This window comes from Erythrobacter sp. SN021, from assembly GCF_021864455.1.
Genome location: NZ_JAKKUW010000005.1, coordinates 55713 through 79846, shown reverse-complemented (window position 1 = coordinate 79846; position 24134 = coordinate 55713). Strand labels below are relative to the sequence as shown.

The following is a 24134-nucleotide window of genomic DNA, read 5'->3' as shown; positions in this document are numbered from 1 at the left end:
GTGCGCTAGCTGATCTTTGTCAAGGAAACGCGCCGCCACGATTACTATGATCGACACCGTGCGCTGTATCGCGTGCGTGTTTTCGGATAGAGACGCCCCGGGAATTTCGACCATGAATGTGCAACAAACACGGATTTCGGCTGCCGATATCGCCTCGCGACGCGAGGCGGGCTCGGGTTGGCATGCCCAGATACCCGACGACAAGGCGATGCTGCGCGCGGCGCGCGATCTGACCAAGGACATCGCCGCACACCGCGCGGGAATATATTGGCCGGACATGATCGGTTCGGCCTTGGTCGGCTATGCCTCACTGGCAGGCGCCATTCTCGTTGAAAGCGTGCCGGTGGCGCTCGCGCTCGGCGTTCTATCGGTCCTCGCGCTCTACCGCGCGCTGCTGTTCATCCACGAAATATCGCATTTCCGGAACGGCGCGCTGCCCGGCTTCAGCGCGGCGTGGAACCTGCTGGTCGGGATTCCCATGCTGACTCCGTCCTTCATGTACGAACAGGTGCACACGCTGCATCACAAGCGCACGCAATACGGCACGATCGAGGATCCGGAATATCTGCCTCTCGCGCTGATGAAGCCGTGGAGCCTGCCCGCCTTCGTGCTGATCGCGCTGCTGGCCCCGGCTGCCCTGCTGTTCCGCTTTGCGGTGCTGGTGCCGCTGGGGGCGATCATCCCGCCCATCCGTCGGCTTACCTGGCAACGCCTCAGCGCGCTGGCGATCAATCCCGATTTCCGGCGCCGCCCGCCCGAAGGCGATCTGCGCCCGCGCGTGGTATTTCAGGAAGTCGGCGGCATGCTGTGGAGCTGGGCGCTGATCGGCAGCGTGTTCGCCTTTGGCTGGAAACCGCTGCTGGTGGCCTTCGCCGTGGCTTCGGTGGTTGCGCTGCTCAACCAGCTACGCACGCTGGTCGCTCACCTGTGGGAGAACGAGGGCGAGGCGATGACCGTTACCGCGCAGTTCCTCGATAGCGTCAATGTCCCGCCGCCCGGCATGATCGCCGAACTGTGGGCGCCGGTGGGGCTGCGATACCACGCGCTGCACCACCTGATGCCCTCGATGCCCTATCACTCGCTGCCGGAAGCGCACCGGCGTCTGGTGGCGGAGCTTGAGGCGGATTCGAGCTATCACGGCGCCAACCATGCCGGGATGGGCGTGCTGGTCGCGCGTATCGCGCGGAACACGATGCGATAGTTCGTTGCGTGCGGTCGGGACATCCGTCCCGACCTTGCGGCGGCACCAGCCTACTCCCCCACCCGGCCACCCATAAAATACGTGCCGTGGGTGGCCGGGTGGGGGAGTGGGTTGGTGCCGCAAGCCTTCGACGGAGGTCGATAGCGCACCCAACGAAAAAGGCCGCTCCCCTCGGTGGGTGGGAGCGGCCTTCGCATTTCACCCGGCAATGGGCCGGGTAAACTTGGCTGTATCAGTCGACCTTGATCTTGGCCTGGACGCCGTCTTCGCTGACGGTCGCATCGACATCGCCGCCATCGATGGTCAGGCTCGAGCCTTCTTCGCCCTCGACGGGTTCGGCGACGACGGTTTCGGTCGCAACCGGCTCGACCACGGTGGTTTCGGTGATCTCGGTGGTCGTGGCCTCGTCGGTCGCGGGGGCATCGGCATCGCCGCAAGCGGCAAGCGCAAAAGCGGCGGCGAGCGCGGGAACTGCAAACTTATTCATGCCAAATCTCCTTTGTGGCAATATTGTGGCATCAATGCGCCGCAATTGAGGCGGTTCCCGTCAGCCCAAGAATTTTATCATCGCGATGCGTCGGTCCTGCGGCAAGCCATGCTCCACTTCCCGTTCGATGTCCGCCGCGAGCCGGGGGTGCGCGTCGAGGTCCGAAATCGTCTCGAAGCCATGCCGGGCGTAGAACGGCCCGTTCCAGGGCACATCGCCGAATGTCGTCAGCGTGATGGCGCGGAACCCGCTATTGTGGGCATCGATCGCCACGGCGCGCAGCAACACGCTTCCGATGCCGCGCCCCTGGTGCTCCGGATGGACCGAAAATTCGCGAATATGCAGTTCGCGGTCGAAAGGTTCGGTGGACAGAAAGCCGACGATCCCGCCTTCGCTCTCTGCAATCAGCGAATGGCCCTTGCGGATCATCCGCCGCTGCTCCTCGGCCGGAATGGTGTGCATCCCGGCCACGCCTGCCAGCCCTTCGACGGTTTGGAACAGCTCGCCTGCCGCGCGTTCGATCGCGGGCAGGGCCTCCGCGTCGGCAAGCCGCGCTAACCGAATGGAGAAATCGCTCACTCCTCGGTCCGCACGAGGACCGTCTCACCGATCAGCAGGAACAGCAGGAACGGCGCCCAGGCCGCGAGAAAAGGCGGATAGCCGCCAAAACTGCCCATGGCGAGAGCGGCATTGTCGACCACGAAATAGGCAAAGCCCAGCGCCATGCCGATGATCGCGCGCACGAAAAGCTGCCCTGAACGCGCCAAACCGAAAGCCGCGACGGCACCCAGCAGAGGCATCAGGAAAGCGGATAGCGGCCCGGAAATCTTGTGCCACCATTTCGCGCGCAATTCGTCGGTCCGCCGCCCGGCGCTTTCGAATTCGGCAATCGACCGGGTGAGCTCCCAGAAAGGCTCGGCATCGGAATCGATCTTGGCGAGGTCGATCTGGTCGGGAGTGAGCCCTTCGCCCACCACCATGGCTTGCGGCGTGTCGGTAAGCGCGCTCTGCACGCGGAACCGGGTGACGCCCTCGAGCCGCCAGCCGGGATTGGCATAGACCGCACGATCGGCGTCGATCTGCTCGACGATCATCCCTTCGGCATTGCGTTCGTACCAGGTGACCTTGCGCATTGCGATCGCCTCGCCCGCCCCGGCGAGATAGGCGGCGGTCAGGATATTGCCGTTATCGTTGAGATAGACATTCGCCCGCACGCCGCTTTCGGTTGGGATCGGGCCGTAATCGACCGCCTCCCACGCTTTCAGCGTTTCGGTCGCGCGGGTGACCACGCGTTCGTTGAAGGCGAAGGTGAACAGCGAGACGAGCCCCGCGGTCAGCAATAGCGGCGCAAGCACCTGATGCGCGGAAAGCCCGGCCGCCTTCATCGCGATCACCTCGCTGTTCTGGTTCAGCGTGACCAGCGTTATCAACGTTGCCAGCAGGACCGAATAGGGCAGGAAGCGCGATATGAGCTGCGGTATCCTGAGACCCGCATAGGTCAGCAATTCGCCCTGGCCATTGCCCGCTACAGCGAGGATCTTGCCGCTGTTCGACAGCAGGTCGAGCATCATCAGCACCAGCACCAGGACGAACAGCATCGCCACGATGCGTGCGGCGAACATCTTCGCCAGGTAGAGCGTCAGCGTGCGCGAGGGAAAGAAGTCGAACTGCATGATGTTGGCTACTCGGCTGCCGAAAGGTCGATCTGCAGGTGTCGGCGGCGCCTGAACAGTTTGCCGAGGCGCTTGGTCAGCTTGCCGAACCAGGTTTCGAGCGCGCCGATGGCCTGGCCGCCCGGCACATGGGCGACGCGCCAATACATCCATACGATCAGGGCGGCGAACAGGAAGAACGGCCCCCATAGCGCCAGGATCGGATCGATCCGGCCGAGCGCGGCGATATCCTCCCCGTATTGGTTCACCTTGTGATAGGCGACCACCATGATGATCGACAGGAACACGCCGAGCGCGCTGGTCGATCGTTTCGGCGGTATGCCCAGGGCTACGGCCAGCAAGGGCATCAGGGCCATCATCACTACCTCGACCAGGCGGAAATTGAAGCTCGCCTGGCTTGCATCGCGCTTGTCTTCCGGTTCTCCCTCGCTCCAGCCGATACGCAGCAGTTCGGGCAGGATATACTCGCGTTCGGCATCGCCGCGCGCGCGGAATTTCTCGATCGCAGGCAAGTCGATCGGCAGGTCGTGGCGCGTGAAGGTGAGGACGCGCGGGGTCTTGCTGCCGGTATCCTGAACGATGGTTCCATCGGTCAGCCGCAGGATGATGGTGTCGGGATTGTCGGTCGTGGCCAGGAAGGCCCCTTCCTTGGCCGAGATCGACAGGACCTGATCCTTATCGTTGGCCACGCGCGCGAAAATGCCCATCAGGCGGCGCCCGTCATCCTCGCTCGCCTCGATCCGCAGCGCCATGCGATCGGCCAGGGTCGTGAATTCGCCGACCTTGATCGAGGCACCGAGCGCGCCCGATCGCAATTCATATTCCATCTGTTCGTAATAATAGCGGCTGACCGGCTGGATGAAGAACACCAGCGCCACGTTCAGCGCCATCAGGATGGCGGTGATCAGATAGGGCACACGCAGCAGCCGCCCATAGCCCAGACCTACCGCCCGAAACACATCGAGTTCGCTCGACGTCGCCAGCTTACGAAAGGCCAGCAGGATGCCCAGCAGCAGGCCGAGCGGAATGGCGAGGCTGGCATATTCCGGGATCAGCGCCATCAGCATCTTGAAGACGACGCCCACCGGCCCGCCTTCGACCGCCACGAAATCGAACAGACGCAGCATCTTGTCGAGAATCAGCAGCGAGGCCGCGACCACGAACACGCCCATCATCGGCACGATGACGAGCCGGAAGATATAGCGATCGATGGCGGGGAGGAATTTGAACAAGGTTTCGCCGGTCAGTTGCCTTTGCACCTCGCCCTAGCGCGGTTTTGCGGTGAGGTCATGCCCCAATAGGCTTTCGCCGATACCTAGCAATTTGTGCTCCACTCGATGGCAAGTGGGGCACAACAGTACGAGGTCGGCAAATGTCGTGAGACGCTTTCCCTCCGCAAGCGGGTTCCGGTGATGAACATCGAGAAGCGTTTTTAGCTTGATGCCCGTGTCGCCGTATTTACGTAAGGGATCGAATCCGCAAACAGCGCATCGAGCCTGGTTCTCCCTGAACTGCGCGAGCCAGAAGTTGTTTGCCAGCCATGCGGCCCGCACTCTGATTTTGACTTTCCTTTCTGCAGAATGACCTTCGAGGGCATTCGCTCGAAGGTCCTGGTCGATCAGCTTTTGCGTACGTTCCGGAAAGCCGCCCCGTTCCGCGATTTCTATCTCGTCCTCGAGTGCGATCCAGGCATTTGGAGCTTCCTTCCATTCTATCTCCAGGTCTGCAATTGCGTCCCGAACTTCATCATTCAGAGGCCGCAGGATAGAAGTCGAATAGGCAAAGTGTTGTCGATAGAGCTCTTCTCCCAAGAGCTCCTTCGCGTCAGGCCTGCCGAGAATTTCGTAAGTTTCGATGATCGGGAATGCGACAGACCATCTGTGCCGATCGGCACCTTGAGCCCACATGTCCTGAAGCAGCTCGTATTCTTGATCGCCCACGATCTCTCTTAACGGGCGACTAGAGTGCCGAAGTCGGTGAACAGCAATGAACTTACCTGCCACCTCCGAATGGCTCGATTTCTCTTGAATGATGCGCGGATCGTCTCGAAATCCTTCATTAGGATCGTCGAACTTTTTCGTGACATACTCAAGGACGTACCCCCCATCCACTTGGGACTGGATAGTTGCCTCCCTCGCGGCCCGGGCCGACAGAGATCCATTTGCTGGAGTGAAACCAAGATATGTCACGCCAGGTAGCCAATCTGATTTGGCTGCCGCTACCTGCCCATTCAAATCGCCGATCTTCAAGTGGCACTCACGCCTTTTCCAGCGTGCATTGCAGCGGGTGCTGGTTCTGGCGGGCGAAATCCATCACCTGGTTCACTTTGGTTTCGGCCACCTCGTAAGGGAAGATGCCGCACACGCCGACGCCCTTCTGGTGAACGTGGAGCATCACCCTTGTCGCTTCCTCCATATCCATCCGGAAGAAGCGCTTGAGCACGATCACGACGAATTCCATCGGCGTGTAATCGTCGTTCAGCAGCAGCACCTTGTACTGACTCGGCTTTTTGGGTTTGGCGCGGGTCTTGGTGGCAATGCCGACCTGGCCGTCGCCTTCATGGGAGTCGTCATCGCCGTCGGCGGCGCGGATCGGGAAGGGGGGCAGGGCGTGGATCATTGCTGGGGCCATTATCGTAACGCGCCTGCAAATCGCAAGGCGTGAGCGACGGTCAAATGCGCGCATCGGTGCGAAAGCGCCCTTTCCATTGAGGAACCGGACAAAAAAGGGGCCGGATGGTTCGAAACCATCCGGCCCGCGGTGTCCAATTCGCCGAACGAGGGAGAGAGGAGAGAGTGTCCGGCGGATTGAAGCTTGTGTGGTTCGCTTACGCGGCCTTGCGGACCTTTTCGGCAGCCAGGCTCATGCGGTTCGAAACCGGAGCGAAAGCTTCGTTGGCGAGCTTCAGCATGGCTTCGGTGTTCTTCGAGGTGGTCGAAACCAGCGCGTCGAAGTTGCGACGGGCGATTTCGCCCTGGAGCTGGAACAGCTCGGTCGGCGACTTGACGGCGGCGAACTTCTTGACGTCTTCCTGAACGGTTTCGGCAGCCGACTTGGCTTCCTCGACATAGGTGCGGCCCATGTCCTGCATACCGCTGGCGAGGATCTTGCCGCTTTCGACGAGGGCTTCGAGATTGCCCTTCTGGAATTCGACGGCGTCCTTGGTCAGTTCGGTGCCCTTGTCATAGGCGGCCTTGGCGCGGGTCTGCACATCGGCAGCCAGTTCCTTTGCCTTGGCGGCGTATTCGGTTTCGGCGGTTTTCTTCGCAGTGGCCATGATGGTGTCCTTCAAATGGGAAATCGGGGTGGTCTTCGCGGCTTTCGCCTTGGCGGTGGCTGCCTTCTTGGGGGCGGCCTGGATCTAGTTGGCTGCGACCGGCGTCTTGGCCGGGGCGGCCACCTTGGCGCGGCCTTCTTCGGCTCGGCCGCCACGGCCTTGGCAACGGCGTCGGCCTTTACCGGCGCCGTGGTGTCCGCTTCCACGGCCTTTTCGACCGCTTTCGCATTCACCGCATCGGCGGTTTTCTTTTCCGCAGCCTCGGCAAAGGCCTTATCGGCAGCGGCATCGATCTTGCTCTGGCTCTCGGCCATGGGAAACCTCGCTTTGTTGCACTGCACAAAATAGACATTGCACCTGCGAAGTCAAGCGGTTTTTGTGCAGCGCACAATAACTCGCGACAGACCGTGTTTTCAGCGCGTTAGCGCGTGGCGACGTAGCGTCCCGGCGCATCTTCGATTACTTTGTCGCCTCTGCCGCCCGGCTTGCGCTTGCCCTTGGCGGGCACGGTTTCGTCGTCTTGCGCGCGCAGCCAATCGACCCAGTCGGGCCACCAGCTTCCCGGATGCTCTTCCGCCCCCTCGCGGAATTCGGCGAGGCTGCGGGGCGCGCCGTCATTGGTCCAGTACTGGTATTTGCCTGCCTCCGGCGGATTGACCACGCCCGCAATATGTCCCGAGCCGGCAAGGACGAATTTGAGCGGCCCCCTGAAGTGCTCGGTGATTTTCCAGACGCTTTCGGCAGGGGCGATGTGGTCTTCCTTGCCCGCCTGGACATAGGTCGGAGTCTCGACAATCCCGAGATCGATCGGCGTGTTGTCCACGCTCAGCGCATCGGCCTCGACCAGCTTGTTGTCGCGGTAGAGATCGCGCAGATATTGCTGGTGCCACTTGGCGGGCAGATTGGTGACATCGCCGTTCCAGTGGAGCAGGTCGAAGGCCGGGTAATCCTCGCCCAGCAGGTAATTGTTGACGACGTAGTTCCAGATCAGGTCGGTGCCGCGCAGCAGGTTGAAGGTCGCCGCCATGTAACGCCCGTCGAGATAGCCGTCGGCGCTCATCGCCTTGACCATGCCGAGCTGGTTGTCGTCGACGAAATTGAGCAGCTCGCCCGCCTTTTCGAAATCGACCTGCGCGGTGAAGAAGGTTGCGCTCTTGACCTTGTCCTGCTCGCCGCGGCGGTAGAGCAGGGCAAGCGTGGCCGCCAGCGTGGTACCGGCGACACAATAGCCGATCGTGTGGACGCTTTTCGCGTCGAGCCGCTCGCGGATATGGTCGATCGCATCGATCTGGCCGCGCACATAATCGTCCCAGATCACGTCCTTCATGCTCGCATCGGCCGATTTCCAGCTCACCATGAAGACGGTCACGCCCTGGTCGACCGCCCAGCGCACGAAGCTCTTCTTGGCGTTCAGATCGAGGATGTAGAAGCGGTTGATCCATGGCGGGAAGATCACCAGCGGCGTTGCCATTGCCTCCTCGGTGGTCGGCGAATACTGGATGAGCTGGTAGAGCGGGGTTTCGTGGACCACCTTGCCCGGCGTTACCGCGATATTCTCGCCCAGGGTGAAGGCGCTGGCATCGGTGTGCGAGAGCTGCCCGCGGCGCAGGTCCGCCAGCAGGTGCTCCATGCCCTTGACCAGATTGTCGCCCCGCGTCTCCAGCGTGCGCTCCATCACCACCGGATTGAGCAGCGGAAAATTCGACGGGCTTGCCGCCTCGGTGATCGCGCGGGTGGAGAAGCGCAATTGCTCGCGCTTGTCGTCGGACAGGCCTTCCATCCGGTCGACCATCTCGGCGACGCGTTCGGCGAGGAAGAGATAGGTCTGGTGAATCAGCGCATAGGCGGGATGGGCGCGCCAGCGCGGGTCGGCGAAACGGCGGTCCTTGCGCGGCAGGTCGGGCTCGCCTTCGGCCACCGGCTGCCCGTCCGCGCCCAAGCCGTATTGCCCCAGCACCTGCTGCCACAGGGCCATGCCTTCCTGCATCAGCGCCTGCTGCTGCGCCGGGTCGGCGATCGGCATCTGACGATACCAGTCTTCCGCCATGCGCATCCAGCGCGACGGATCGAAATAGGGGGCCAGCGCCTGCGGATTGGCCATCTGTTCGGCCTGATATTCCATCCACATGGATTGCAGCTTGGTCCCGACCTCGGCCCAGTGCTGCATATCCTCGGGCGTCAGCGGCGCATTCGCGCTCGCCGCGCTCATCGGCGCGAACAAGGCGCGCGCGAATTTCGCGGGGGCTTCGAACATATTGGTGAAGGGATCGGGGCCGTCTTCGGTCATTCTCGCTCCTGCCTGGTGCCAAGCGTCTGTTGTGCGGGCCATAGGATATTGCACGCCTTCATGCATCTAGGCCGATTGCACCTGCACCGTGAATAGGTAATCAGTGTGGCTCACTCAACGCGCCACGAGGCCTGAATGTCCGACGAATTCTATCGTATCAAACGCATGCCCCCCTACGTCATCGCCGAAGTCAACGCGATGCGGCATGCCGCGCGGCAGGCCGGGCGCGACATTATCGACCTTGGCATGGGCAATCCGGACCAGCCGCCGCCCCAGCATGTCATCGACAAATTGTGCGAAGTTGCCGCCAAGCCGAGCGCGCATGGCTATTCCCAATCCAAGGGAATCCCCGGCCTCAGACGCGCGCAGGCGAATTATTACCAGCGCCGTTTCGGGGTCGAGCTGGATCCCGAAACCGAGGTGGTCGTCACCATGGGCTCGAAAGAGGGCCTGTCGTCCATGGCGACCGCGATCAGCGCGCCGGGCGACGTGATCCTCGCGCCCAGTCCGGCCTATCCGATCCACACCTATGGCTTCATCATAGCCGGCGCCACCATTCGCAGCGTGCCGACGACGCCCGACGAATATTACTGGAAGGCGCTCGACAATGCGATGGCCTATACCGTCCCGCGCCCGACGGTGCTGGTGGTCAACTATCCCAGCAATCCCACGGCGGAGACGGTCGACCTCGCCTTTTACGAGCGACTGGTCGAATGGGCGCGAGAGAACCGGGTCTGGGTGCTTTCCGACCTCGCCTATTCCGAGCTTTATTATGACGGCAAGCCCACGCGCTCGATTCTCGAAGTGCCCGGCGCAAAGGATGTGGCGGTCGAATTCACTTCCATGTCGAAAACCTATTCCATGGCCGGTTGGCGGATGGGTTTCTGCGTCGGCAACACGAAGCTGGTCGCTGCGCTGACGCGGGTTAAGAGCTATCTCGATTACGGCGCTTTCACGCCGATCCAGGCCGCCGCCTGCGCCGCTTTGAATGGGCCGCAGGACGTGGTCGAACAGAACCGCCTGCGTTACCAGCAGCGGCGCGACGTGATGGTCGAAAGCTTCGCGCGCGCGGGCTGGGAAATTCCTTCGCCGCCTGCCAGCATGTTCACCTGGGCGAAGCTTCCGTCCGGTTTCGAAGACATGGGCAGCCTCGAATTTTCCAAACAGCTGCTCCAGCATGCGGAGGTTGCCGTTGCGGCCGGGGTCGGGTTCGGCGAGGAAGGCGAGGGGTACGTCCGTATCGCCATGGTCGAGAACGAGCAGCGCATCCGCCAGGCCGCGCGCAATATAAAGCGTTTCCTCGCCGAACACGCGCGCGGATAGCGCCGAAAAAACATCCGGAACGGTAGTAATTCTACGCTACCCCCGTTCCCAAATACATGCGTTGTCTTCACTCTCGGATTTATCCGAGGGAAGGGACGATACATGACTTTTCCAGAACTCCAGTGGCTTTCTCGCGGTCCTTCGATCCCGGCACGCTGGGACTTGCGGCTCGTGAACTGGTCGATGGACCATGCAACCCACCGCGCGCGGGATTGTATGCGCCGGCTCGGCGTTCTCGATTGGCGGTTGGACAGCAGGCTGCCACATTGGCGCGATCTGGCAGGGCCGGCATGTATCGTCGCGATCGGCGTCGACGATCCGGCGGAACGCGCCGGGCTGCTCGCCAGGGGCTTCGGCGACGCGTTGGGCAGCCGCATCGCCTTCGTCGAACTGGGCACGCGGCTCCTGCGGCTCAAAGGCGCGGAAGGCGCCATGCCGCGGCGGCTGGCGGCAGGTCCGGTCACGCTCGACCTGTTCCACCGCGACGGCACGGTCGAAGGACGTTGGCTGGGGCTGCACCCACGCGAGTTCAAGCTGTTCTGGAGGTTGGCTGAAACGCCCGGCATTCCGGTGTCGAACGGGCGTCTGATGCGCGAAGTCTGGCGGCTGGAGCATCTGCCTGAAACCAATTCGCTCGCGGTCCATGTATCGCGCCTGCGCGCAAAGCTGGCGGTCGCGCGCTGCGACTGGCTGGTACGGACGCATCCTGAAGGCGGCTATTGCCTTGCCACCTCCCCGGCGGCGGAAGCCGCGGCGGAGAAAATCCGCGTGCATTGCGCCTGACCTGCCTCGTCGTCGCTGGACTTTACGCTTACGTAAGGTACCAAGGCGGCAAGCGACAATTCCGACGAGAGGCAGAGCCATGAATTTCAACGACCGCGTTTCCATCGATCTGGCCGACAATGGCGTGGCGCAGGTGCGCTTCACCCGCGGCGACAAGATGAATGCGCTCGACCCCGCCCAGTTCGGCGCGATTATCGATGCGGGCAATGCCTTGCGCGAGATGGCGGGGCTGCGCGTGGTAGTCCTGTCGGGCGAAGGACGCGCCTTTTGCGCCGGGCTCGACCTGTCGAACTTCACCGCCGCGCCCGATCCCGATCGCAAGCCGATCACCGAACGGACCTATGGCAATGCCAATATGTGGCAGGAAGTCGCCATGACCTGGCGCAAGTGCCCCGTGCCGGTGATCGCCGCGGTGCACGGCGTGTGCTTCGGCGGCGGGCTGCAGATTGCCAGCGGCGCGGATATCCGCGTGGTCCATCCCGAAACCCGCATGGCGGTGATGGAAATGAAATGGGGCCTCGTGCCCGACATGGGCGGCTATGCCCTGTGGCGCGGCCTGGTGCGCGACGATGTGCTGCGCGAGCTGACCTATACCAACCGCGAATTTTCCGGTGCGGATGCGCTCGGCCTCGGCTTTGCCACCATGGTCGAGGACGATCCGCTCGCCCGCGCCACCGCCATCGCCGAAACCATCGCGAACAAGAACCCCGACGCCATTCGCGGTGCCAAGCGCCTGTTCAAGGTGATGCAGGAAGAGGGCGAGGATGCGATCCTGATGGCCGAAAGCGTCGAGCAGGGCGACATCATCCGCACACCCAACCAGGTGGAGGCGGTGATGGCGGAAATGCAGAAACGCGCGCCGAAGTTCGGGTGAGTGGGGAGCCGGCTGACGATCCATTGCGGACATTCGAGACCGCAATGGATCGTGCCCTACACTAGATTTCCACCAAGGATATCGACGCACCGTCCGGATCGCGCATGAGCAAAAGACTGCTCTCCCGGTCTCTGGATGGCTCGCCTTCAAGCAGTTGGGATCCTAGCAAATTGGCTTCCCGCGCGGCGGATCGAGCGTCGGCGACACGCACGCCAGGAAGCCAGGCTGACTCTGCATCCTTGATGCCGCCAATCACATAGCGTCCGATCTCGGTTGAGGAGGATCCGACGATGCGGCGATCTCCATCAGCCCCGTTCGGTTCGGTGGAAAGAGTCCAGTCGAACAATTTCGAGTAGAACGCGGTTGGGAATTCGGACTGCCCCGCCAGATAGACTTCTGGCCCAAACTGCTGCGCCGGAGCGGGGTAGTCATGGCGTGAGAGCGCCAAGCCAATGAGCGCGCCAGCAGGATCCCGCAGCAACGCGTTGCGACCCACTCCCGGAACCTCGAAGGGTTCGCGCAGGATGGTTCCGCCGAGTTTCTCGGCCTGAGCGCACGCCGCATCGACGTCCGCGACTTCCACATAGGCGATCCAGCTATTCGGAAACGCTTCAGGTGTTTGTGCAATGTCGGCACCTGCTTCGTCATCCAGTAGCGCGAGGATGAACTCCTTCTCGCCGCCGCCCCACGCGAAGTCCGTGGCATGCTCGGTCATATACTGCCAACCAGCCACGCGCCGATAAAACTCCATCGAGCGCTGGCGGTCACCCGAGAACAGGTCATGCCAGATGATCCGGCCGATCTTGTCCGCGTTCATGATGCACCTCCTTGGTCGAATTTGGCTTTCTTGATCCGCCGGACCATCTTCCCGAACTCTTTGTCTTTTGACCTGCGTTCCGCGAGGCTGGCATTGTTGAAGGCCTCTTCCGCCTTGAGCTTGCGCCAGCGGGTCAGCCGGGCCTCTTCGATGTCGCCGAGCTCAATGGCCTCCAGGACTGCGCATCCCGGCTCGGAAACATGCTGGCAATCCTTGAATCGACAGTGGGATGCAAGCGCGTGGAGATCGGCAAAGACAGTGTCGATGCCGAGGGCTGCGTCGGTCAACTGAAGCTCTCGCATTCCCGGCGTATCGAGAACGACACAGCCGCCGGGGATCAGGTGCAACTGGCGGCGCGTGGTTGTGTGGCGACCCTTTGCATCGTCTTCTCGTATCGGTTGAGTGGCGATTGCATCGCTTCCGGCCAGAGCATTCGTGAGGGTCGATTTGCCGACACCCGACGAGCCGAGAAACGCGACAGTCTGGCCCGGTTTGCACCAAGGGCCGAGCTTCGTTTTCGGCTCGTCGCCGCGTGCATCGAGGGCAACGACCGGGACCAGATCGGAGATCGCCTGAGCCTTGGCCAGATAGTTGTCGGTCTCGTCAACCAGATCGGATTTCGTCAAGACGATGACCGGCGCGATGTCTGCTTCGAAAGCAATGGCGATGTAGCGCTCCAAGCGTGCGATGTTGAAATCCTGGTTGCACGACGAGACGACGAAAATCGTTTCGATATTGGCAGCGATGAGCTGCAGTCGCCGGTCGGTTCCCGGTGCACGCCGCTTGATCAGGCTCTTTCTGGCGAGGATGCGGCTCGCGCCCGGTCGCTCGGGATTCAGCATTATCCAATCGCCGACAGCAGCGCCTTCTATCGGCACGATTGTCCGGTCGACATTATCACCAACCACATGCAGCGCGCTGCGGTGAATTTCGACGATGCGGACGGGCGGAGTTCGAGACAGCTCGTCTGCGCTGACCTGTTGAGAGAAGAAGGGTTGCCAGCCCAGTGTTTCCAGTACTGTCGGTTGTCGCTGGATGGGGGCGCCCGCATTCCTGGGCGGAAGAAAGACAGAGTAATCCTTGGTCATTGTGAATAGCTTTCATGTCGCCGCAAGCACTGCTCGGGCGTAAAGTGTCAGAAAGTTCTGAGGTCGCAAATCAGCGGTCGCCAAGACGGACTTGGCAACGTTCACGCTTCGTTAGATTTGCACCGGGAGGAATGGTTTTCCTCCCCACTTCACCGGGACATCAAAGCTCCACTTTTCCTGTTTCGAACCTAGTCCTCTCTCCGCCGGAATTCAAGGCTCAGGGGTCGGGCGGTATGTAGTGAGCAGCAACATCGGCACGCACCGATTTGCCGTGTTGCCGGACCAAAACCAGACGGTCCGCTTTCCACGCATAGACGCCATCCAAAGTTGTAGCCCGGTGCGCCGCTTCCCTCGTCCACCAAAACCCCCTTTCCTACTCGCGCCGAATTTGCCTTAACCTTGCGGATGACAGACCAACCGCACCCCGTTTCGTTTGCGCAGGGCAGTGACGATGCTGCTTCGGCGCTTCTCCCCGCAACCTCCCGCACCGCCCGCCACGACGGCTGGACGCCCGCGAAACAGGCAGCCTTCCTGCGCGAACTGGGGGCGACCCATAATGTCTCGGCTGCGGCGCGCGTTGTCGGCATGAGTCGGCAGTCGGCCTATCGCCTGCGCGCGCGGTTGCGTGGCACGCCGTTCGACAAGGCGTGGGAGGCGGCCTTCGTCTCGCGCTTCGACGTGCTCGCCGAGGCCGCGCTCGACCGGGCGCTCAACGGGGTCGAGGTCCCCCATTACTACAATGGCGAGCTGGTCGGCACCTCGCGCCGCTATGACGAGCGGCTGACGCTGGCGCTGATCGCCATGCGCGGACATTTCGTCAGGACCCCGATCGACGATGGGAATCCTGCCTCTGCCTTCGAACCCGGCGATCTCGCTGCGCTTGCCGACCGGGTCGAGCGGGGGCCGGAACACTGGCTCGACGACAGTAACGAGGAACTCGACGCGCGCTATGAGGGGGATGGGTAGGGGGCGGGGCGTCATACCATCTGTCACCCTCGCGAAAATGCACGGTAATCTCGAAATTTCAGAAGTTTGCAGGCCGAAAATGACGGGTGACGCACTGTCGCCTTTGTCACCGCGATGTCGTGTCAGCCGCGAAACGCCAGGAATAGGACTGCATGTCGCCCTTCCGGCCATCGGCAATCTAGAGCCCATGCGAAATGACGTGATTGGGAAAATGCATCCCAATAAGTATGACGATAGAATTAACTATAAGAGAAAATATATGAAAAGGGTTTGTGCCGAATCCATCTGGATGATAAAGTATAAATCGCCAGCAATAGTCTGGTTGTTAGGAGAGTGATGATGAAAAAGAGTATTATGGGCGTAGTAGCCGCAGCTCTGGCGGCAGCTTCCGCACCTGCCGCGGCATATCCGAACCACGACTTTCACATCCGCTACACATATCTGGACAATAGCGGTGCAGTGATCGGGACCTTCACGGTCTATTGCAATGGTTGGGAAGTTTCGGAAGGCGTGACGTCGTCGTCCAATTATCGCGTAACCTACGGTAATTGCGACGCGCCGTGAAACCTTGGGGCAGGCCCTGCCTGCCCCTTCCACCCCCTTACCCGAACACCGCCACGCACTGCATGCCATCGAGCATCTGCTTACCATCGGCATTCCACAGCCGCAGTCTTTCGCTGGAATAGCCATGCGCGGCGTGCTGGCTGGCATTCTCGCTCATCCACCAACCATCGCGAGTTTCCGGCTCGGGCTCGAGCAGGTTGAAGCTCCAGTTGATCGAACTGATGGGGCCTTGCCGCTGCATCGCGCGCATCGCTCCCGGCGGAAGGACATCGCCCAGCAGGATCAACTCGCTTATCGGGTCGAGCCCCTCGCGGTCCGTCAACCGCGCCCAGCGGCGCACCACCGGTTCGCCCGGCCCCTGCATTTCCTGCGCGCGCAGGATTTCGAAGTTGTTCTGGATGAAGGCCGGACCCTTGCCGTGCATCGCGGGTTCGGCATCTTCGGGCGCACCGGGCCAGTCGGCAACCGGGGCGGCATCATGCACCGCATTCGCCTCGCGCTCGGTACCGAACAGCCAGAAAGCGGTGAGCGTGCATTGGTCCTCGCACCAGATTTCGCTCTTCACCTGCGCGACATTGCGCCCCTGCCGCACGACCTCGCGCCGCAGCTCGACCTCGGGGCCGGTCGGCGCGACGAAGGCCACCTGCGCTGCGCGCAAGGGAGGCAGGTCGGGAAAGGCGCGGGTCGCCGCAGTATAGGCGATCAGCGCGGAGGCGCCGCCATACAGCGTCCTTCCCTGCATCCAGTGGTCGAGCCCGGAAAAGCGCGTTTTGCCGCCGTTTGCGGTGATCGGATCGAGGAGGTTGGCAATGCTCATGCACATGGTCATTGCCAGTATCGCGCCGCGCGTCCAGACTGACGTTACGTAAGGCGTGAAAGCGCGATTGCCTTTAGGGCAGAGAATCGCTAGTGCGCCGCTTCCCGTGCCGAGAGGCAAGGGCGAGGCCCGATGGCGGAGTGGTTACGCAGAGGACTGCAAATCCTTGCACGCCGGTTCGATTCCGGCTCGGGCCTCCACTTTTCCCGGCGCCGCGGAGCGCGGGGAGGAAGTGCCGCTTTAGCTCAGTTGGTAGAGCACATCATTCGTAATGATGGGGTCACAGGTTCGAGTCCTGTAAGCGGCACCACTGCCTCTTCTCAAAACGTCTCAAATCGGTGATTTTCTGCGGGTTTCCAGCCATATTGGCCGAAGCCGGTATCTCGCTTGTTCCATGAAGTGCCCACAAATCTGGCAGCTTTGGGGGCAATGGTTGGGCGCATAGCGACCAGAAAGAAGGCGATGCCCCGATATCCCCGAAGGCCGCAAAGATACCGGCGTTCAAGCCCTCCGACCGGCACTATGGGTAGTCCGACGACCGAAGCATGCACCGCGGAGTCCGACCGAGCGGTTCGAACCCAGCTCCAGGTATTACAAATATCGGCTCCTCGGCTCCGAGAAGCGCCTTTCACTCGGTTTGTTTCCAGAAGCACGGCTCGCCGACGCACGGGAGCGGCATGATGATGCTCGTCGTGCGGTCAATGCGGGATCGGGGACGGCTTTGCCGTACCGCCGCATATCCCGGGACTCGCCTGCGGAACCTGCACCTTCGCAGTGAAGCCGGATAAGCGATTTCCGAAGAGTATTCTGGCGATCGCGGCGGCTGTCGGCGCGCTTGCCTTGAGTTGTGCACCCTGGACCGACGCGGGTTTGAGGCCTTCGAGATCTGTCGATCCGATGGCTGCTACGAAGGCCCCGGGTGCATGTTGGCTCAGGCCGCGCGCATTTCCGGGATCATTTCGACCAGGCCGAGGACTTCGGCCGTCTCCCACTCGCTGGCCGACATCTCTGCGACGGCGCTGAAAAACGGCATTCCCAGATGGAAGCACGTGCCATCTTCCAACTGGTTGTCCAGGTACTGCCCATTCGGCGATTCGAAGACCAGCAGCATCTCGGTTCCGATATCGCTCCAGGGCAGATGGTTGTTGCCCACCGATTCGAGAACGAGGTCGCCCTCGCTATAGCTGCCATCGTCATAGGCCCAGCGACCGGACAGGGTGTAGGCGAGGGCGGTGCAGTGATGCGAATGGCGTGGCATCTTGGCGTCGGGCTCGAAGCGAACCGACATGACCACCCGTCCGGTATCCTGGTCGACATCGTGCATCCGGATACTGACTCCTTCCGCGCCCGGGACCTTGCCCGTCAGGTCGAGCCAGTCGCCATCGGCTTTTCTGATCACCTTGATTGCATTGCTGCTCATTGCATTCTCCTCTTCTTGAAACGGGACTGGTTCGGCGGTTTTCATCGCCGATTAGCGGTCGCGAGAGCATTGGCCGCCTCGTCTATGTCGCTCTCGGCCATGACCGCGGCGATGGTATTCATTGCTCCTGTGGGGTCCGCGCGTTCGCCGCTTCTGAAAAGCAGAAGCTGCGCCCGGACATAGTCCGCGCCCTGGCCGGCGAGCCTCGGTGCGGGATTGCCGGGATCGGCCGAGCCTTCTAGGCCCGCGCCATGGCATGCCGTGCAGGTGGCCAGCGCTTGGGGGACCGACTGTAGTTTCGTGGCAGGCCCGTCTTGAGCGGCGAACCAGCTCGAAAGGCTGTCGATTTCCGCATCGCTCAAAGAAAGTGACAGGGGCTGCATGATGGGGGAGCTTCTCGAGCCATCTGCGTAGGCGCGCAGTTGTTCGGCGACATAGTTTTTCGGGTGCCCGGCAATCGAGGGGTAGATGTCGGATTTGCTTTTTCCGCCATCGCCGTGGCAGCCGAAGCAGCCTTCGGCGACTTGCAGGATCGGCTGCCGCTCGATCGCTTGAGCCTCGCTTGCCATGCGCTGTTCGATGGCATTGGCCGCGAGATAGGTATCGACCAGAGGATAGGCGAAATAGCCGACACCGAGGGCAAGGGCTGCTCCGATCAGGACCGTGCGGCGCTTCATGCCTCGGCCCTCAATGCCTGGAGCGTTTCCAGAGCGGCTTTCCTGCCGGACCGCACGGCGCCGTCCATATAGCCGTTCCAGATGCCTCCGGTTTCGGTGCCCGACCAGCACAACCGGCCACAAGGCTCGTCGAGTGCCGCCATGAGAGGGCTGGTCAGGAGGCCCAGGGGCATGGGCGACACACAACTCACGCTCCATTCCTCCTGCCCCCAGTCGTGCAGGTGGAACTCCGTCGGCACGAGGAACCTGTCATCGTCCATCGACTCCGCAAAGAGCTTTGTCAGTTGCCGCTTGGCGGTCTCGTGATCCGGACTGACCTCCCCGACGCGAAGGAAGGCGTTGATAACTCCGATCTCCTGCTGCGGAGGCGAATTGTCGTAGGCCCAGATCAGCGGCCCATCGGCGGAAAGGATCTGGCCGTTATACCCCTTGTCGAACCAGAACGGGCGTTTGTACGCCATCGCGGACTTGCACATGGGCGCATGCGCGGGCCAGCGGTCCTGCAAGGCCCGGCGCGCATTGGGCAGCGCAGGGGCGAATGCGATCTTGCGGCAGAGTGGCGGAGACAGCGCCATGATGATGCGGCGGGCGCGCAGCCGCCCCTTCGTCGTTTCCACTTCGACGATGTCCGAATTCCAATTTCTGATTGCTTTGACGGCGGTGCCGAGATGCACCTTGGCCCCGAGCTCGTCCGCCATCTTGTCGGCCAGGACCTGCGAGCCGCCGACGAACCGCGTCTGCTGTGCACCGCCCTTCTGCGCTTCGAGGCGCTGGAAGCCCCCGGCAAAGTTCAGCATCGAGAGATAATAGAGCATCGAGCAGTTCCCGATGCCGCTGCCGACCGTCAGCACGGCGGCAATCTTCATCGTGAGCAGATCGAGACCACCGACGTTCTGGCGCGCGAGCCACTGCGCAATACTCATGCGATCCAGTTCGCGCGCGTTGGGCGCCGTCCACGGCCGGTCATGCGGCACTTGCGCCGCAAGAGCGTCCAGTCGCTTCATCAAGCCCGCTTCGATTTCAATCGAACCGTCGGATTCGAAAGCGACGCGATCGGCGCCCCAGCGAAAGACCATACGCCCGTCGTAAATCGAGTCGAAGGTTTCGACTTCCAGCTCGCGGGCCAGGTCGGCAATGGCCGTTTGGCCAGGGCCGATCCATTGCCCCCCGGCCTCGCTGAAATGTCCACCGGCCAGCCTGTGATTGAGGACGCGGCCGCCAACCCTGTCCCGTGCTTCGAGCACCGCGAAGGAGTTGTTCCCTGCCCGGTCGAGGTCGCGAGCCGCGGTCAGGCCTGCGAGCCCCGCACCCACGATGATCACGTCGAGAATTTCCGGGTCACCTTGGGCGACCGCATCGGTCGCACCGGTGGCGGATACCGCAACCGCAGCTAGTGCGCCGCTCGCCAGGAGGCTGCGGCGATCGATTGCGGGGCCGCGTGCCGATTGGTTATTCATACCTTCCCCAAACACGATAATTATCGAATCAAGGGATAGCTGTGATGATACGTTTGGTCAATCTGTGACAGAATGTACTCGTGTTGCCCGGGCAACGGCCTTGTAAAACAGATATAAATCGATAAAATAAATCGTGACTGTCCGTGCGTGGGTGAAGCGTCGCGAAGAGAAGGAAGGATGTGGTAGTATGACAGATAGAGTAGGACTCATGCCTATCAGGGCGGCAGCGCTCCTGGCCGCCGCCTTGTGCCTGGCCGTTTACCCGCTGTTGTTGACAGGCGTCGATTTCGATGCGGCTCTGCTTGAGCATCCCGCTGCAATGGTCGAGCTCGACGGGGCCGCGATACTCTGGCTCGAGAGGGCCATGCTGGCCGATATGCTGGGCTTCTATCTCTTGCAGATTCCGATAGCGATTTTCCTTCACCTGCGGCTGCGCGCCAATCCGGTGATGAATTACGCGACTGTGTTCGGTGTCGGATATTGCCTCATCGGTGCTATCGGTGCAGCCGCTCTCTCGGTCGCCTGGCCCACGCTCTCGGCGCTTTATCAATCGGCGCCTGACGAAGCCGCCCGCATTGCCCTGCGCGACAGCTTTACAACGATCTCCGCTGTCGTGAATGTGGGTCTCTGGGGGCGCGCCGAATTCCTGCTGGGTGCTCTCTGGTGGATCCTCATCGGTTTCGCGGCCGATGGAACGATGCGCGCATTTCGCGCGGTTTCATGGGTGCTGGGCGGCGCGACGGCGATGGCCTGGCTGGGCAATCTCGTCTCGGCGCCCTTGCTCGCGGAGCCCGCACTGATGGCCTATATGGTTCTCGTGCCGGTTTGGCTCATCACCATGGTTGTCGGTGTTCGCCCGCCCAATGCGTGATCCCCGTTCCAGTTGGCCGGGCTCGCTGCGACTACGAACAGCCCGCGTTCGAGTCTCGAAGCATGAACTACTCGGCTTCGAGGTTCACGAAGCGAGCCGAACGGATCCTGGCCTTGAAGAAGGGAAAGTACGCGTCCGTTCCGAAATGGTTACCGCCCTCGACGCGTGTCGGGATCCGATAACCGCCGAAATCGCGGAAGCCGGACAGGGACCCTCCAAACGGTTGAAATCGGTAGGTTTCCTCGGGATTGGCCGAACTCCAGCGCTGAATCGTTACGGCGGTCGGTCGGCCATCGGCCGCGATGCCGATCTCGACGGCCTGCTCGAAGCTTCCGTTCGACACGATGGCCCGAGCGGTTTTCGGTCCTGCCTCCTCCCAGCGCACGTGATCGCTGGGCAACAGGCTTGCCGGTGCCCAGAACGCGGCTTCGGCCACCAGTCGGCCGAACGCCGAACGCAGATGGTCGCTATCGTCCGAAACCCGCACTACGGGGACGAGGCCCATGAACCAGAAGCGAGTCCAGGAACGGCTGGATTCCAGGCCGTCGGAGCCTCCGATCGCGCCGGCGTCGAGCCTCCACACGAAGCCGCGCGGCGGTGCGAGAATCTGGCTCGCCCGAAAATCGCGATAACCCGGATTGCCCTTGTCGCCGAGCCCGAGTTTGCCTTCCATCTCGAGCATGACAATGGAGGAAAGCGGCGTGCCGGGCGTGATCGTGTAGTCGAAATAGCGCCTCGCCGCCTCTGGCAGGTCTTCCACCATCGCCCTGTCGAACCGTTCGGGCGTGGTTTTATCCGCTGCGGCCAGCTTGTCCCACATCGCCCTTTCGATGCGTGTGTCGTTCCAGCGCCAGAAAGCCAGCGATGCAAAACATACCGCAACAATCACAGCAAGCACGATCAGGATATTCAACATGGCTTAACTCATAGGGGCTTGCTTGGGGCGCCGTACCGATATTGGGGTGCATCACTCCCCGGTACAATGAGATACCGCTTGCAATCGCGTTACGAACAGCCGGTTTGCTCGTCCAGTGATAGCTCCGCGCAGCGGCGCGGTGTTGGCATCTTGCGCACCGGTGGCAACTCACCGACAGCGTACCCGCGCGCGGTGTTCGGCACGGGTCTGGCAAAGGCGGTCCGGAGCCTGCGATGAAAGCTCTTCATCACGCAGCCGATCGTCTCAATGGCTGGCTGGTCGCGCGTCGCCGGCAAGCTCCGATCGTATCCAATCGGGCGGATCTGGACGAGCTTGCCGCGCTGGCGGAGCGAGATCCGCGCGCGCTGCTCCGCCCGGTCGAGCCGGTAGCTGTCGAATTCGATTCTGCGGACGGAGCGAGGGGCAAGGTCGAGACCTTCGCCTTTCCCTCGCCGGTCCCCTCAGGCGAAAGCGCCAATGACCGCGTCCATGGCGAGCGATGGCTGGCAGCGGATCGGCGGTCGAAATCGGCCATCGTCATGTTGCATGGTGGCTTTGCGCCGAGCTGGTTTGCCGAGCGCCTCATGGCCGGTCCGTTTCTGGCCAAGGGAATCGATGTCTTCGTCATCGCGCTACCCTGGCATATGGACCGGGCACCAAGCGCGTCCGGCTATAGCGGGCAGTATCTTCTCAGCGGCGATGTCCCGCGCCTCGTTCGCGGCTTCTCCCAAGGGGCACACGATGCAGCCGCACTGGTCCTGTCCTTGCGGCAGCAGGGCTATCGCCGGGTGTTCGTCAGCGGGATCAGCCTGGGCGGTAATATTGCAGCGCAGGTTGCCTTGCTTGCCGCGCTCGACAGGGTGTTCTTGCTGATCCCCGCCGTCGATCCATTCCAAACCATTTTCCGGTCGCCTATCGGCGCGGGAATGGCGCGCGCCGCCAGCAATGCGGGTTTCGACGATAGAGAGATCGAACGAGCCATGCGGCTGGTTACTCCGCGTATTGCCGGTCTACCGAAAAGCGATCCCGATGCGTTTCGAGTCGTTCACGGCGCCTACGATCTGTTTTGTTCCGCGGAAGCGATCGAAGAATTCGTCCAGGCGTGGGGCGTGACTCGGGTGCGGAGTCTGAAGGTGGGACACCGCACCTTCGCTATCAAATTTCGCCAGACCGCTAGATTGCTTGCTCATGATGCAGGCGCTTAGCGTCAAGCAGGATACACTATTCATGACCAGAACTACCCTGAAGCCGTCCACGATGCATCGCATCCTCGCCAGCCCGTTGGGCCGACCGCTCGCCAGCGGCGTCTTCAACGATCTCAAGCTGGCGATGCTGCCGCGTGAATTCCGTATGGCGCGGGCACGGGCTGCGGCCTTCCAGCATGATGAGCCAGAGGCTTTTCTTGCTGCATTGGGTGCCGACCAGGAAGCAAAACGCAAATTGCTCGAGCCTGCGGCAAGGGCGCTCACCGAACTTGCTCTTCGGCGCAAGGCGCTGCGTCCCGTCGAAGAGACATGGGAGCGAGCGATCTGGGAAGATCTGCCCATCGACGCATCGGATCTCGTCGCGCTCGAGGAAGAGCGGCGCTCGCTGTCGGAAAGGGCGATCAAGCCCGGCATGCTGTTTCGCTTCCTTTGGAACGAACCCAGCATTGCGCCGACCGGCTTCTCCGTGCCCGCGCCGGTGCTCGCTTTGCAGCGTTCCGCGGATTGGCTCGCCAATCCGGCGGAACTCTATGCCGCTCCTGCGGATCCGGGCGAAATCACGCGGTCCAACGCCATCCCGGGACCGGTCGGCGAAGAATACCTCCTCCGGTTTCGTTCGCCGTCGGCCTTCACCAATGGCGATGTCGTGACCGCGCGTGTCTATGACCCGGCGCCCGGCAACGCAGACATTCCCAGTTTCATATTCGGCAGCGGTTTGGGAATGTCCTACGATCTCATTCGCTATTGGCCGGAAGAAGATTACATGGCCCGGCGGCTGGCCGCGCGGGGCATCCGGACGATCCTGCCGGAATCGCCCTGGCACGGGCGGCGCGAATTGCCCGGATGCTATAGCGGCGAGCCCTATCTGGCCCGCGCGCCGGTTTCGATCTTCGAGTTGTTCTCCGCGCAGTGTCAGGAAGCGGCAGTCCTCGTGGCGTGGGCGCGCGAGAACGGTTCGCGCAAAGTGGGTGTGGGCGGCGTCAGCCTGGGAGGCCTGGTAACGCAGCAGATCGTCGGCCATTGCGGGGGTTGGCCGGAAGCCATGCGCCCGGACATGGCTTTTGTCGGTGCCGGTTCCGGCCATGTCGATCAGGTCGTTGCCTTGGGGCATCTTTCGAAACTTCTCGGGCTGACCGACGCAGTCCGACAGGCTGGCTGGACCGACCAATTGCTCGCGGAGCTGCGCCCGCTGCTCGACCCGCCCGATACCCCGTCCATCGATCCGGAGGCTATTGTGGCCTGCCTGGGCACGCGCGATAGCTCCACGCCCTTTCGCCTTGCCAGCGATTTGCTCGATCGATGGCGGGTGCCGGATGAAAACCGTATCATTCGGGACGAGGATCACATGGCGCTCTACACCTTCCTCATCCGCAAACCCGACGTCGCGGATCGGATCGCCGCGTGCCTTCTGTCGGGTGCTGTGTGACCGGG

At 62.1% G+C, this 24134-nt stretch carries 25 protein-coding genes and 2 tRNA genes; 12 read left to right on the top strand and 15 right to left on the bottom strand.

The genetic code is table 11. From position 1 onward, the window contains the following. The first annotated feature begins 112 nt into the window (after window positions 1-112). Complete coding sequence (locus L5849_RS11875; protein ID WP_115417638.1) at window positions 113-1201, top strand: fatty acid desaturase; 1089 nt, start codon at window positions 113-115, stop codon at window positions 1199-1201. Window positions 1202-1433: 232 nt separating this feature from the next. Here the strand turns inward: L5849_RS11875 and L5849_RS11870 are convergent, their stop codons facing one another. The 8 genes from L5849_RS11870 to L5849_RS11835 form a co-directional block, all read right to left on the bottom strand. Continuing rightward, window positions 1434-1688 (bottom strand): hypothetical protein, encoded by a 255-nt coding sequence (locus L5849_RS11870; RefSeq protein WP_236925750.1) that lies wholly within the window; start codon window positions 1686-1688, stop codon window positions 1434-1436. 60 nt (window positions 1689-1748) lie between these two features. Beyond that, window positions 1749-2267 carry a GNAT family N-acetyltransferase gene (locus tag L5849_RS11865; RefSeq protein ID WP_236925749.1) on the bottom strand — a complete coding sequence of 173 codons (519 nt, stop codon included), beginning with the start codon at window positions 2265-2267 and terminating at the stop codon, window positions 1749-1751. After that, window positions 2264-3361, bottom strand: a complete 1098-nt coding sequence (gene lptG / locus L5849_RS11860; RefSeq protein ID WP_236925748.1) for an LPS export ABC transporter permease LptG — start codon at window positions 3359-3361, stop codon at window positions 2264-2266. The genes L5849_RS11865 and lptG overlap by 4 nt, the downstream gene beginning before the upstream one ends. Before the next feature lie 8 nt (window positions 3362-3369). Next, window positions 3370-4593 carry an LptF/LptG family permease gene (locus L5849_RS11855; protein WP_115417993.1) on the bottom strand — a complete coding sequence of 408 codons (1224 nt, stop codon included), beginning with the start codon at window positions 4591-4593 and terminating at the stop codon, window positions 3370-3372. Window positions 4594-4626: 33 nt separating this feature from the next. After that, the gene (locus L5849_RS11850) at window positions 4627-5610 is read right to left on the bottom strand and encodes an HNH endonuclease (RefSeq protein ID WP_236925747.1); all 984 of its coding nucleotides are present in this window, start codon (window positions 5608-5610) and stop codon (window positions 4627-4629) included. 7 nt (window positions 5611-5617) lie between these two features. Beyond that, the gene (gene clpS, locus L5849_RS11845; protein ID WP_174223761.1) at window positions 5618-5980 is read right to left on the bottom strand and encodes an ATP-dependent Clp protease adapter ClpS; all 363 of its coding nucleotides are present in this window, start codon (window positions 5978-5980) and stop codon (window positions 5618-5620) included. Between the two features lie 208 nt (window positions 5981-6188). Then, a complete protein-coding gene (locus tag L5849_RS11840) occupies window positions 6189-6638 on the bottom strand; it encodes a phasin family protein (protein ID WP_236925746.1) in 450 nt (149 codons plus the stop codon). A gap of 421 nt (window positions 6639-7059) precedes the next feature. Continuing rightward, window positions 7060-8925: an alpha/beta hydrolase gene (locus tag L5849_RS11835; protein ID WP_236925745.1), complete on the bottom strand. Its 1866-nt coding sequence runs from the start codon at window positions 8923-8925 to the stop codon at window positions 7060-7062. Window positions 8926-9060: 135 nt separating this feature from the next. On the opposite strand from L5849_RS11835, the gene L5849_RS11830 reads away from it, so the two are divergent. The 3 genes from L5849_RS11830 (at window position 9061) to L5849_RS11820 (ending at window position 11905) form a co-directional block, all read left to right on the top strand. Then, on the top strand, window positions 9061-10248 hold the full coding sequence (locus L5849_RS11830; RefSeq protein ID WP_115417631.1) for an LL-diaminopimelate aminotransferase: 1188 nt from the start codon (window positions 9061-9063) through the stop codon (window positions 10246-10248). 102 nt (window positions 10249-10350) lie between these two features. Then, window positions 10351-11031, top strand: a complete 681-nt coding sequence (locus tag L5849_RS11825; RefSeq protein ID WP_236925744.1) for a winged helix-turn-helix domain-containing protein — start codon at window positions 10351-10353, stop codon at window positions 11029-11031. A gap of 79 nt (window positions 11032-11110) precedes the next feature. Further along, the gene (locus tag L5849_RS11820) at window positions 11111-11905 is read left to right on the top strand and encodes a crotonase/enoyl-CoA hydratase family protein (protein WP_115417630.1); all 795 of its coding nucleotides are present in this window, start codon (window positions 11111-11113) and stop codon (window positions 11903-11905) included. Window positions 11906-11966: 61 nt separating this feature from the next. Here L5849_RS11820 and L5849_RS11815 read toward each other — a convergent pair whose 3' ends face one another. Continuing rightward, a complete protein-coding gene (locus L5849_RS11815) occupies window positions 11967-12722 on the bottom strand; it encodes a VOC family protein (RefSeq protein ID WP_236925743.1) in 756 nt (251 codons plus the stop codon). Further along, on the bottom strand, window positions 12719-13810 hold the full coding sequence (gene rsgA, locus L5849_RS11810) for a ribosome small subunit-dependent GTPase A (RefSeq protein WP_236925742.1): 1092 nt from the start codon (window positions 13808-13810) through the stop codon (window positions 12719-12721). Before rsgA ends, L5849_RS11815 begins: the two co-directional genes overlap by 4 nt. A 405-nt stretch (window positions 13811-14215) precedes the next feature. Here rsgA and L5849_RS11805 point away from each other — a divergent pair, with 405 nt between their 5' ends. After that, window positions 14216-14776 carry a hypothetical protein gene (locus tag L5849_RS11805; RefSeq protein ID WP_236925741.1) on the top strand — a complete coding sequence of 187 codons (561 nt, stop codon included), beginning with the start codon at window positions 14216-14218 and terminating at the stop codon, window positions 14774-14776. A 339-nt stretch (window positions 14777-15115) separates the two neighbouring features. Beyond that, a complete protein-coding gene (locus L5849_RS11800; RefSeq protein ID WP_236925740.1) occupies window positions 15116-15340 on the top strand; it encodes a hypothetical protein in 225 nt (74 codons plus the stop codon). 37 nt (window positions 15341-15377) lie between these two features. Here L5849_RS11800 and L5849_RS11795 read toward each other — a convergent pair whose 3' ends face one another. Then, window positions 15378-16157, bottom strand: a complete 780-nt coding sequence (locus tag L5849_RS11795; protein ID WP_236925739.1) for an acyl-CoA thioesterase II — start codon at window positions 16155-16157, stop codon at window positions 15378-15380. Between the two features lie 126 nt (window positions 16158-16283). Between L5849_RS11795 and L5849_RS11790 the strand changes: the two genes are divergently transcribed. The 3 genes from L5849_RS11790 (at window position 16284) to L5849_RS16160 (ending at window position 16935) form a co-directional block, all read left to right on the top strand. Then, a tRNA-Cys gene (locus tag L5849_RS11790) sits at window positions 16284-16357 on the top strand. A 34-nt stretch (window positions 16358-16391) separates the two neighbouring features. After that, a tRNA-Thr gene (locus L5849_RS11785) sits at window positions 16392-16467 on the top strand. A 162-nt stretch (window positions 16468-16629) separates the two neighbouring features. Continuing rightward, window positions 16630-16935, top strand: coding sequence for an Arm DNA-binding domain-containing protein (locus L5849_RS16160; protein ID WP_368735740.1), 306 nt, complete (start codon window positions 16630-16632; stop codon window positions 16933-16935). A 153-nt stretch (window positions 16936-17088) separates the two neighbouring features. On the opposite strand, the gene L5849_RS11780 is transcribed toward L5849_RS16160, so the two are convergent. Genes L5849_RS11780 through L5849_RS11770 form a run of 3 tightly spaced genes read right to left on the bottom strand, consistent with a single transcriptional unit; the run spans window position 17089 to window position 19711 of the window. Beyond that, on the bottom strand, window positions 17089-17577 hold the full coding sequence (locus tag L5849_RS11780) for a cupin domain-containing protein (RefSeq protein ID WP_162814983.1): 489 nt from the start codon (window positions 17575-17577) through the stop codon (window positions 17089-17091). Window positions 17578-17618: 41 nt separating this feature from the next. Then, a complete protein-coding gene (locus L5849_RS11775; RefSeq protein ID WP_236925738.1) occupies window positions 17619-18254 on the bottom strand; it encodes a c-type cytochrome in 636 nt (211 codons plus the stop codon). Continuing rightward, on the bottom strand, window positions 18251-19711 hold the full coding sequence (locus L5849_RS11770; protein WP_236925737.1) for an FAD-dependent oxidoreductase: 1461 nt from the start codon (window positions 19709-19711) through the stop codon (window positions 18251-18253). The genes L5849_RS11775 and L5849_RS11770 overlap by 4 nt, the downstream gene beginning before the upstream one ends. A 208-nt stretch (window positions 19712-19919) precedes the next feature. Between L5849_RS11770 and L5849_RS11765 the strand changes: the two genes are divergently transcribed. Further along, window positions 19920-20582, top strand: coding sequence for a hypothetical protein (locus L5849_RS11765; RefSeq protein ID WP_236925736.1), 663 nt, complete (start codon window positions 19920-19922; stop codon window positions 20580-20582). Window positions 20583-20649: 67 nt separating this feature from the next. Here L5849_RS11765 and L5849_RS11760 read toward each other — a convergent pair whose 3' ends face one another. Next, a complete protein-coding gene (locus L5849_RS11760) occupies window positions 20650-21498 on the bottom strand; it encodes a DUF6544 family protein (RefSeq protein ID WP_236925735.1) in 849 nt (282 codons plus the stop codon). 233 nt (window positions 21499-21731) lie between these two features. Between L5849_RS11760 and L5849_RS11755 the strand changes: the two genes are divergently transcribed. Both L5849_RS11755 and L5849_RS11750 read left to right on the top strand, forming a co-directional pair. Beyond that, window positions 21732-22703, top strand: a complete 972-nt coding sequence (locus L5849_RS11755; protein WP_236925734.1) for an alpha/beta fold hydrolase — start codon at window positions 21732-21734, stop codon at window positions 22701-22703. 22 nt (window positions 22704-22725) lie between these two features. Then, complete coding sequence (locus L5849_RS11750; RefSeq protein WP_236925733.1) at window positions 22726-24129, top strand: alpha/beta hydrolase family protein; 1404 nt, start codon at window positions 22726-22728, stop codon at window positions 24127-24129. Window positions 24130-24134: the final 5 nt, after the last annotated feature.